8 protein-coding genes and 1 pseudogene are annotated in these 10,719 nt (G+C 62.8%); 4 read left to right on the top strand and 5 right to left on the bottom strand.

The genetic code is table 11. The features are described 5' to 3' along the window. The first annotated feature begins 55 nt into the window (after positions 1-55). Positions 56-826: a replication protein gene (locus ACZI8W_RS03010; RefSeq protein WP_463366985.1), complete on the top strand. Its 771-nt coding sequence runs from the start codon at positions 56-58 to the stop codon at positions 824-826. Between the two features lie 16 nt (positions 827-842). Here ACZI8W_RS03010 and ACZI8W_RS03005 read toward each other — a convergent pair whose 3' ends face one another. Continuing rightward, a complete protein-coding gene (locus tag ACZI8W_RS03005) occupies positions 843-1,076 on the bottom strand; it encodes a hypothetical protein (protein WP_463366984.1) in 234 nt (77 codons plus the stop codon). Between the two features lie 20 nt (positions 1,077-1,096). Here ACZI8W_RS03005 and ACZI8W_RS03000 point away from each other — a divergent pair, with 20 nt between their 5' ends. After that, positions 1,097-2,392 (top strand): IS256 family transposase, encoded by a 1,296-nt coding sequence (locus ACZI8W_RS03000; RefSeq protein WP_463366983.1) that lies wholly within the window; start codon positions 1,097-1,099, stop codon positions 2,390-2,392. Between the two features lie 795 nt (positions 2,393-3,187). On the opposite strand, the gene ACZI8W_RS02995 is transcribed toward ACZI8W_RS03000, so the two are convergent. Next, a complete protein-coding gene (locus tag ACZI8W_RS02995) occupies positions 3,188-4,525 on the bottom strand; it encodes a phospholipase D-like domain-containing protein (RefSeq protein WP_463366982.1) in 1,338 nt (445 codons plus the stop codon). Then, entirely contained in the window at positions 4,518-7,919 is a 3,402-nt protein-coding gene (locus ACZI8W_RS02990; RefSeq protein ID WP_463366981.1) for an AAA domain-containing protein, read from the bottom strand. The genes ACZI8W_RS02995 and ACZI8W_RS02990 overlap by 8 nt, the downstream gene beginning before the upstream one ends. 1,164 nt (positions 7,920-9,083) lie before the next feature. Between ACZI8W_RS02990 and ACZI8W_RS02985 the strand changes: the two genes are divergently transcribed. Continuing rightward, the gene (locus ACZI8W_RS02985; RefSeq protein ID WP_463366980.1) at positions 9,084-9,239 is read left to right on the top strand and encodes a hypothetical protein; all 156 of its coding nucleotides are present in this window, start codon (positions 9,084-9,086) and stop codon (positions 9,237-9,239) included. A 140-nt stretch (positions 9,240-9,379) separates the two neighbouring features. Beyond that, positions 9,380-9,709, top strand: a pseudogene (locus tag ACZI8W_RS02980) (DUF1016 N-terminal domain-containing protein); the annotation flags it as partial. A 153-nt stretch (positions 9,710-9,862) separates the two neighbouring features. Here the strand turns inward: ACZI8W_RS02980 and ACZI8W_RS02975 are convergent. Together ACZI8W_RS02975 and ACZI8W_RS02970 are read right to left on the bottom strand one after the other, a co-directional pair. Then, positions 9,863-10,084, bottom strand: a complete 222-nt coding sequence (locus ACZI8W_RS02975) for a hypothetical protein (RefSeq protein WP_463366979.1) — start codon at positions 10,082-10,084, stop codon at positions 9,863-9,865. Beyond that, positions 10,068-10,694: a hypothetical protein gene (locus tag ACZI8W_RS02970; protein ID WP_463366978.1), complete on the bottom strand. Its 627-nt coding sequence runs from the start codon at positions 10,692-10,694 to the stop codon at positions 10,068-10,070. Before ACZI8W_RS02970 ends, ACZI8W_RS02975 begins: the two co-directional genes overlap by 17 nt. Positions 10,695-10,719: the final 25 nt, after the last annotated feature.

Below are 10,719 nucleotides of genomic sequence, written 5' to 3'. Positions count from 1 at the left end.
CGCCAGGAGTTGCCGCTCCCGACGGGCCGGATGTCCGACTTACAAGGAGTCGAACGTGGCCAAGAATACCTTGGCTGGTGGTGTGCGTCGTGGACCGCGCCTGGCCAGCAACTTCACCATCCTCAGCAATGCCGTCATCAACGACGAGCGTCTGTCCTTCCGCGCCCGTGGCGTGCTCATCTGGTTGCTGTCCAAACCGGACGATTGGCGTACCCGGTCCGACTCGATCGCAGGCCAGTCGCCGAAGGAAGGGCGCGACGCGATCCGCTCCGCTCTGCGCGAGCTGGCCGAACTCGGCTACCTCATCCGCGAGAAGATCCAGAACGAGCGCGGCCAGTGGATCACCATTCAGACGATCTACGAGGAGCCGCATGTCCAGCCGGGGCCTGAAAATCCGACCCGCGGCAACGCGGACGTCGGAGAGTCAGGCGGTCTTTTAAGTATTGATTCACCAAGGACGGAAACCAACCGCACGTCCCGGGTCTCGAACGCATCGCACAGTCCCGAGGTCGCCCGATTGGCGGCGGCATGTAAAGAATCCGGCCTGACAGCAACATTCGCGTACCTCAGACCGGATGCCGTAGCCGCGATCGAAACGTTGATCGCGATGCACGGCGTCCCGACACTGGTGGCCGCAGCGAAGGCGGCGCACCGCCCCAGCGATCCGATGCGATACGCGCACGCGTGGCTACCGATGTGGCAGGGCCTGTCCGCTCCACGGATTCGACCGGCGAAGTGCGGGGAGTGCGACGAGTACGGGTGGCTACCCGACGACGAGCACGGCAGGGCGGTGAGGTGTCCCTGCCGAGCTGCTCAGGCGGCGTGAAGAGCCGAAACTGTGGCTACTCGCACAGGTTCATTTCGTCGAGATTCTCTGCCTCACTGATGCAATCGCTGTAGTCCTGTAGATCGGTCCCGATCTGGTCGAGATCGTTTCCGAGCTGGTCTACGGCGGTGAAGAACATGACGATGCCGACGATTCCGAAGGAGGTTGTCCCGGGTCTCGTGGAAGTTGAGGTGGCGGTCCCCAGCTCGAAACCTGCCGTGTGGTAGGTATCGGGCGTCTGCCAAGACACACCAACAGCAAGGGACCGCCATGAGCAAGAGTAGCCAGAACCAACCCGTGCACGCGACACCACCCGTGATGCCGGAACAGGTGAGTGTGGCGATAGCCGAGATCACCGAAAACATGCAGGAAGGACTGCTCCTGGCCGTCGGCGCCGGCCTGCAGGTCATGCAGGCCCTGATGGACGCCGACGTGACCGCACTGGCCGGCCCGAAAGGCCGCCACGACCAGGCCCGCACCGCAGTACGACACGGCCGTGAACGCGGCTCGGTGACCCTCGGTGGCCGGCGGGTGCCGGTGACCCGGCCGCGGGTGCGGGCCGCCGACGGATCCGGTGAGCTCCCGATCGACTCGTACGAGTTGTTCAGCTCAACCGAGATCCTGGGCAGGATGGCGATGGAGAAGATGCTCGCCGGCCTGTCGACGCGCCGCTATCCGGTCGACCTCGAACCGGTCGGTGAACGGGTGAACGAAACATCCTCGGCGACAAGCAAGTCAGCGGTATCACGGAAGTTCGTGGCGATGACCGAGACCGCCCTAGCCGACCTGCTGTCGAAGGATCTGTCCGGGCTGGACCTGGTCGCGTTGATGATCGACGGGGTGCACTTCGCCGAATCATGCTGCATCGTCGCCCTGGGCATCGACCTCGACGGGAACAAGCACCCCCTCGCGTTGGTGGAGGGCTCCACCGAGAACGCCACCCTGGTCTCCGGGCTGCTGGTGGATCTGCGGGAACGCGGCCGCGGCGTCACCCGTCCGATGCTGGTCGGTCTCGACGGATCCAAGGCGCTGCGCAAGGCGGTGGTCGACGTGCTCGACAAGCCGGTGATCCAACGCTGCCAGCTGCACAAGATTCGGAACGTGAAAGACCATTTACCGCAGCGCTTTCGGAGTAGTGTGGGCCGCAAGATGACCGACGCCTACCATGCGGACTCGGCGCTCGAGGCCGAGGCTGCGCTGCGGGCGCTGGCGACGGAGCTCGACCGTACCCATCCTGGGGCGGCGGCCAGTCTGCGTGAGGGTATGGACGAGATGCTCACCGTGCTGCGATTGGGTGTGCCGTCCACCCTCGCTCGTACGCTCCGTTCGACGAACGCCATCGAGTCGATGATCTCGGTGTGCCGCGAGCACGCGAGGAACGTCAAACGCTGGCGTGACGGGCAGATGGCGCTGCGCTGGTGCGCCGCCGGGATGGTCGAGGCCGGCAAGCAGTTCCGCCGCGTCAATGGTCACCGGCACCTGCCGACACTCCGCGCCGCACTGGAGCGCCAGTTCGCTGAAACCGTCGCATCGATAGTGCACAATAATCAGGTGAACGCAGCCTGATACTCATCGGGCCGCCACCGAAGTTCCACGGAACTCGGGACATCCTCAGGATATCGAGCGCTTTACCGTGGCAGGTCGGAAGAACCCGTCGCAGTACCTTAATTTCCGATGCGTTCAAAGACAGCCAGACGCCGCGATCCTCGGTACTGAACGGCACATAGTGTGGCCCGAGCTGCTCATACTTCTTTACGCGACCCAACGTTGCGGCTGTATCTGGCACGGTCCGTGCGACGCGAACCACGAAATTGATTAGCCGATGTCCGACGCTCACTGCGGTGTCGACGGCGCTGTCCGCCAAGTACCGCTGCGCAATTGCCATTCCGTTCGGCTCCTCGTCAGCTTCGAGCAGTTTGCTGTGCCAAACCGCTTCGACGTAGGCGGCGGCGCTGAGCATCAGAGATTCAGCCATCGATCCGGCGAGTGCGCACGTTTCGCGCCACTGGCTCCGTTTGAGTTCGACGTCCATATATGGCTCGAAATCGGCGCGGCTGTAGGTCCAGACCCGATTGCAAGATGCGTGCACCTCGACAAGGCCTAGATCCTTAGGATCGGGGCGTAAGTCAACGCGTCCGGCGCCGGCGTGCGCACCGATATGCGCAAGACGTGACCAAGCTGGCACGGACTTGCCAGCCGAGTTGCTCACTCACAATCCTTCACTGCCGCACCATTTTCTACTTACCGATAATCTATGCTGCGCCGACCTACGGCCACCGCCTCGTTCATCGGATACATCATCGCGCATCTGAATCGGGATGGGACGGGCCCTCCGATAGCACCTTGAGAGTCGTGAAGCCGCTACACGAGCCGCTGGTCGTCGATAAGTGCCCGGTATCGCTCGTACTCTTGCTGAACCCGGCTCGGGATGCTCACCAACGTTCCCTCCTCCATCCGGTAGGTCCGGTCGGGGTCGCCCCGGAAGGACAGCCAGTTGAAACTGGTGCTGACCCAGTACCCATCGCAGATGAGGATCTTGGCGTGGGTGTTCTTCACTCGCACGAAGGTGAACTTGTCGTCGAAGCGGGAGGCGAGGTTCTTGAGCCGAGTCAGAGCATATTCGTCCGACCCCGAGTCGTCGATGCCGTATCCATGGGCGATGGTAACCTCAACGCCTGCCCTGAGTCGTCGTTCCAGCTTCCCAAGGAAGTCAGTGGTTACCACCGCACTGCGAACCCACGGCGAGATGATCAGTAGCCGTTCTTTGGCGGTGTCGAGGGCTTCGGCGAGCAAATCAGCATGCTCGAACACGCTGACACTGCGGACCAGGGACGTGGCTCCATTGCCTGTCGGGGCTTGGTCAACCTCGTCGGCTGCGTCTGCCTCCGGCTCGACGTCCCTGGTGCGCTGATATTCCAACTCCTCGTCGAGGACCGGACGAGGTTCTGCCTCTCCGATCGTGAGCCCGAGCCGCTTGACCGCCTCGATGCGGTCAAGGGCAAGCCCGTGCTCAGTCGCCAAGTCATCATCGATGCAGACTGCCAACTCAAGCTCGCGCCGGCTTTGGTCGCCGTACACCAACAATTGCACCGGAAGGTAACTGTGCTTGGTGCTGATCACCTTGTGGATACGCAGCACCTGAATCTTGTCGACCTTGTCGTTCTTCAGGAGAGCGTTGAAGCCGGAAGGTGTGACGTCGTCGAGTCCGATCCGCGCATTGCGTTCTGCCGGAAGGATGGTCATGCCCAGTTCTTGGGCCTCCTTCTTACTGATCAGCGCGCGTTTCGGATAGTCGGCGAGAGTCCACGTCAACCGATCGAACACAACCGGCAACTGACGCAGTACCGGCTGAGTCGCCGCAAGGTTCCGGACGGCTTCGGTCCCGAGCTGGGTCAGTGCGAGCCGGCCGCCGGAGTGGCGACGTCGCAAACGAGTCTCGCTCAGCTGCGCGGCGGAGGCGTCCAAGACGTGCGTCGGCTCGAGACCCAGGTAGGCAGCGATCTCCTCTGGGGTGTCGACACCGAGGCCGACGAATCGCAGGGTGAACTCCTCGGTGATCGGAAGTTCCTTTTTCTCCTGGGCCAGCACGTCAGCGCGTACGACCGTCACCGGGATCGCCGCGTCTTCAACAGCGATGAGTTGCAGACCCGGACGAGCGTCACCGAACCGACGTTGGAGGATCTGAAACTGCCTAGTCACGGTCCGTTTTCCTCACTTCGCAGTCGACGGGGTGCTGCTCGATGTATTCGAGAACGGTCCGGAGAGCCCCGTCCGTTCCCCGGATGAACTCGGCATCCCCGATGATCGTCAGCCCGTAGCGCGCCCGGGACAGTGCGACATTGATGCGGCGCCAGTAATCCGCCCCCAAGAAGCCGAGCCGACCCTGTGGGTTGCTTCGGGTCAAGGAAAGGAGTGCCAGATCGGACTCGCGTCCCTGCACCGCGTCGACAGACAGAACGCTGGTAGTCAGATGCCGGTACGACTTCGGCGCAAGCCGACGCCGAAGCTCTTCGACCTGGCTCTTGTAGGGCGCGATCACCAGGACTTCCAGTCGCTTGTCGTCGGGAGGCTGGATGAAGCCGACGTCGATCGCCTTGTCGATGGTGTCCAGCTGCGACATCAGCAGCTTCGCCTCGGCACGGTTGGCGAAACTGTTGGTTCCCTGCTCCCGGCGACGTTCACCCAACGGACCGGTGTCGATCCACGTCACGGTGTGCCCCATGACCTTGTCGTAGCCTTTCAGGCCCTCGGCGCGGGGCGAGCGGAGCCGACCGTCGTAGAAGCAGGTCGAGATCAGGTCGCCGATGGGGCGAACCATTCGATACTGCTCCTCAAGCATGAGCTGGGAATGCTCGGGGAGGCGGTCGACGAGCCTTTGAAACAGTGTCTCCGTGACATCATCTGCGCTCAGCCCGTGCTCGTTGAGCACCTTGGTGTCCCGGAGGAGTTCTTCGTCCGTAGGAGGTAGTTGCCGGGTGTCACCGACCAGGATCCACCGCTTCGCGCGGGACATCGGCACGAGTGCTTCCGTCAGGGTGGCCTTGGATGCCTCGTCGACGATGCAGAGGTCGAATTCGAGTTGGCCGACCGCCCTGTTGCGGAGGAATCCGGTGCAGGTTCCTGCGAGGACGGACGTTCCTGCCAGGAAGATCGATGTCAGGCTGTCCTGCTCGACCTCGATTCGCTCCAGCCAGGTGGCCTGGAGTTCCCACCTCTGGAGCAACTCGCGAGCCTGTGGACTATCGCCGACCAGAGCGTCGATCGCGTGGCGCGCTTCGGCGCTCCCCATCTGGGTTGAGATGGTGAGATCACCGACCAGGTGGGCTTGGGCCTGCTCGGCGAGGTCCTGCCGCCGGTCCGAGAGCTGGTCGAGCTTCGACTGATACCGCTCGGCGGGATCTCCGTCCTCGACCACCGTGAGCAACTCCGACGAATCGGATCCGGCCGAAGTCAGGTTCGCGACATGCTCTTGTACCAGTTCGAGGTCTTTGGAGACAGCGGCGAGTTGCCCCAGAATCAGCGCTGCTTTGAGGTGATCCGGTTCGAGCTCCAGTTCGGTGGCTCGACGCATGATGTTGGCTTCAGCACGGGACCGAACACCATCGGCCCAACGCCGTATCTGCTTGTCCAGCAGAAGATCACGCACACCGGATTGGACGACTGATTCATCTGCACCCGCGAGACGAACGAGACCGCGAACTCCGGCCTGGTGCAGCCGCTCGACCGCGTTGTCCACGGCCACATGGGTTTGCGACGCAATGAGGATGCGTGCGTCCGGCTTCCTCTTGAGCAGCTGAATCACCGTCTCGGTGATGAAGCGGGTCTTACCCGTTCCGGGTGGTCCTTGAATAACCAATACGTCCGACACACCCAGGGCTAGTTGGACAGCTCGCTCTTTCAGCGAGTCGAGCTCGGAGTACCATTCGCTGACCTCTTCAGCCACAGGCTCGGCATTGGATGAGGGATCAATCAGCACGGCTCGAAGGTCGGGTCCTGGTGTCGTACCCTTCTTCACCGCGGTGACGGCACCGCGTTGCCTATCAAGCGAAGTCGCGGACGGCGCATCGTACGGAACGAGCGTAGCCGTCCGGGGCGATCCCACAAGCGGCTTGTTGGAGAGCAGGGTGAGCTGGTCGGCTTCTTGGTCAATGATCTCGCCATGACCGAATCTACGGCTGGACTGCTGGTCGACTATCTGCCAATCCGTACCGACAAGGTCGGTCTCATGTGCCTCGGTCAGCGTGAAGGTGCTCCGACGGCCGTCAACGCTGACCTTCTTGTAGTTCAGCGGCTGGTGTTCTCCACGGGTCAAGTCTTCTCGGGCATCGAGGACGCGGAGCCAGAGTTCGAAGAGCTCGTCTCCATCCTGCTCGCCGAGTTCGGTCGCTGGGTGGTCCTGGCGCTCGTAGAAGTCCTCAAGCAGTTCGAGCAGGGTGTCCCGAGCGCGCTCGCTGAGGGCCGGGTTCACCGGCTGCCGAACGGTCCAGCTGAAGATCGGTGGCAAAGCCAGGCTTCGCTTGCGGCCTCCTTCCAACTCTTCCAATTCCGGCGCAGGCGCTGCCGTCACCTTGAAGCGGGCACTGCCTTCGTCGGGCTTGAGGGTGTATCGATGCTCGGAACCGAACAGCAAGAGCATGTTGCGGTCACGGCGACCGGTCTCCCGATCGGTGCCGAACCGCACGAACACCTCCCCCGCCACGTCCTTCTGTAACTTGGCGGCGGCATGCGCCCGATCGACCGGTTCCCCTGCAAGGTGCTTCTGAGCCGCGCGGGTGAGGTCCAGCCACAGCAGGTTTCGGGGTTTCTCGTGCCTGGCGATCCGCCGCTGCTCGATCCTCTTGAACCTGTCTGCCAGATCACTTCCGTTGACGGGCCGCTCAGTGGGTTCCGGATTCACGCAGGCTTCGAGCAGAGCACGCACTTCCGGTCGCACGTTCACCGACTCGAGTGCTCGCCGCACATCGGGGAAGTCCCGAATGGGTGAGTCACTCAGACACTGCAGGAGCACTACTCCAATGCTGTAGACGTCGCGCACGTACGGGATGGGGGCATCAAGTTCCGGGGGTGCGTACGGACCGGAGCGGTAGTGCTGCACGGTCAGCTCACTGTGCGGTTCGTCTCCGCGAATCTTCGCGATCCCGAAGTCGGCCAGCAGCGGCGCGCCGGAATCGTCGATCAGGATGTTGCCGGGTTTGATGTCCCGGTGTTCGAGTTGCTGCAGGTGAGCATAGGCAAGTCCATCGACGATGGGCTTCGCGATTGCGTCGTAGAGATCGTCCCATCCCTGCCACGGCGGATCCTTGAGCAAGTCGTTAAGGTCCCGATCCACCCAGTCGAGTACGAGGTAGTAGGTCCCGGTCTCATCGACATCCGCGTCACGGAAGCGGACGATGTTCCGGTGGCTGAGGCTCCTGAGTGCACGGACCTCACGATCGAAGACCTTCCGCGCCAACTCATCGGATGAGCCGACCACAAATTTTACGGCGATAGACGAGCCGTCCCTGGTGTCGATGCCCTTTCGGACCATCGACAGTCCTCCGGAACGCTTGTCCGTATCCAACAGGACGAAGTGCTTACCGACCTGCTCCGCCATCCATTCCCTCCCGGCTCACCCGACTCTCAGCAGACTATCGGGTGCCCACGACAGCCCTGCGTGTCAGGGTGAGTTGAGTCCAACGGTTCACAGCAAACCCCGCCTGCAGGGTGAGATACGGATCAACCCCACAATGACAATTTCCAGCATGCTTCCGGTCGAGGACAATGACCGGATGGACCCCTCGCACCCCCGCGCCGACGGCCCCCGGCGGCGACGCACCTTCAGCACCGCCGACAAGCTCGCCTGAGGGACTGTCGCCCTCCCCGCCCGGCCAAGGCACTACCGCTACCCTCTGCGCGGCACCTCGAAGGCGACATCGTCGCAGCCGCAGGGGAAGCCATGAGCGACGCGGAACTCTCCGCCGCCATCGCCGTGCTGCATGCTCAGAACGGGAACACCCGCCGGTCGGAACCCCAGAACTGCAACGTTTGTTCGGGGCACGCGGCAATCAGCGGCACTTGAAGGTGCTGTTCTTTGCTCGGTCTGGCTACGCGCGGGGCGCGATCGGCTATGCCGACGAGCATGAAATGTCCCTGTTTACCTTTGACGATGCAGGCGTAATCCGACCGGTAAACCTGTCTGCTCGTACTCTTGCGACACCTCGAAGAACAGCTCAGACGACAGGAAGATCTACTGCCAAGTCAACGAAAGCCCTTACGCCTTACGAGGCCGAACGGAAAGCTTCGCTTGAGCGGCAGCACCACTACTTCGAAGTCGGATGCCAGATCGCAGAACTCCGAATGCGCGAGCTCGGCTTCAGCAGCGGAAACATGGTGAGGGGATACAGACCAGGCGAGTTCATGGTTCTGTTCGTCGACCGTGCGCTTGCGGGGATACGGGTCACCCGTGGGGCGGTAGGACATTTCACTCTGATGGATCTGATGAAGGTCGACCCGCGGCAGAGGCGACCAACTGTTCTACTTCAGCTGCGACGGATACAACCAGGATGCGATTGACTATGCCGATTCGTACGGCGTAGCGCTCTTCACCTATGGCCGCGCTCGCACGGCATCCCCGACCAACGGTCATGCCCGTACGCTGGTCCGCCGGACGCGCTGACCAAGTGTTGCGCATCATTACGGTTCACGCCTGAGCAGGGGCGGCTGGTCGTGGCCCCCGACCTGCAGGGCCGGGGACCAGGGCAGTCGACCGCTTGATGTGGTGGAAGAGCGGTTGCCGGAGCAGGTCACCGATCTGCGGTTGTTCACCGGTGAGCGCAACCTGCGGCTCTACTCCCGATTCGGGTACCGGGAAACGCACCGCACCCCGACCCCGGTCGGCTACGCACTGATCCATCTGGCGAAACGAGTGCGTTAACCGAACGACACCGATGGTGTGGGCTCGGCCGCCGGATGCGCCGGTATGCATCGGCCGGTCGTTCTGGTCGACGAGAACGTTGAGTTCAGCGAGGCTGATGGCGTTGGATCGACACGGTCGACTCGGTGCACGATGGTGCGGTGACCGATCCGACCGCCGCACTGCCCGACGATTACCCTCAGTTCCTCGACCAGCTCAAACACCAGGTCCAGCGCGCCCGGATCCGGGCAACACGGGTGGTCAACACCGAACTACTGCTGCTGTACTGGGACATCGGAGACGCCATCGTCGAACGCCAACACGTGCAGGGCTGGGGCGCGAAGGTCATCGATCGTCTCGCCGACGACCTGCGGTCGGCGTTTCCTCAGATGCGAGGACTGTCCCGCAGCAACCTCAAGTACATGCGGCAGATGGACTCGTCCTGGCCTCGATCGGCAATTGGTCAACGACCCGTTCTCGGTACTCTTCCTCACCCAACGCAGGCTGGCCAGCGACCCCACGTCGATGGGAGGGCTCATCGACGCGGGGCTGAGTGTGTATCCGACGCTCGGACCTGAATGACGCCCCTCGCCAGGGTTGTTCCTGAATGTCCTTGGCTGCCAGACGTGGAATCCCCTGCCTGGTCACTTCCCGGCGCCGCGGTGCAGGATGTCGAGGAGGTCCCGCACGGCGAGCATGAGTTCCCAGTAGGAGTGTTCATAGAACAGGGGCGTCATCTCCGCGGGGAGCACACCGTCGAGGTCTGCAAAAAGTTCCTCTACCTCGGTGATGCGGTCGTCGTCGGAATCGGCGGGCTCGTCGTCGTTCACTCGATGCGATCCGGGTTCATCAGCTGCTGAGGTCATCGCCGCATCCTGTCTCACGCGTGGACGGAATATGTGCCGGGCGTCGGCCGAGGTGAGCGCTCTGCTCTGTGCTGTTGATTCGTCGGGTGAGTTCGGTGTTGAGCCGGCGGACCGCGTCGAGTTCCTCGTTGCGGTCGGCGAGTTGTCCGGCCAGTGACCGATTCTGTTCGGATAGCTCTAGAATCCGTTGAGCATCACCAGATTCCGAGACGTGGGCGAGTCGGGCGAGCTCGGTCATGTCGGTGCGTGATTGCGTGCCGAGTACCTCGCCGAGACGATGTTCGAGGGCATGTATCTGCTGGCGCAGGCGTTGGTTGGCGGCGCGTTGGTTGGCCAGGTCGGCACGCAGCGATGCTGTCGTGACAAGTCCCTCGCGCGTGACGCCGGAGTCACGTGCCTCGGCGATGCTCTGCATCCGACTGCGGAAGTAGTTGATCGGACCGCCACCGAAAGTGTCTTCACAGAGTGGGCAGGGCTGTGCCTCGTGCCGGTAGAGGAAGGTCTCGGTGACTCCGGCATCGCGGGCGAGTGCGGCTGCGGGGACGACCCGACCGCGGGCCACACACCGGTCGACGGCGGTGCGCACCGCCCGATGCTTGTCTGCGCTCACGGCGGCTCGGTGGCGTCGCATCCCG

The sequence above is a fragment of the Rhodococcus ruitaii genome, assembly GCF_055230935.1.
The sequence above is the reverse complement of the archived record's forward strand: the minus strand, read 5'-3'. Positions and strand labels throughout refer to the sequence as shown.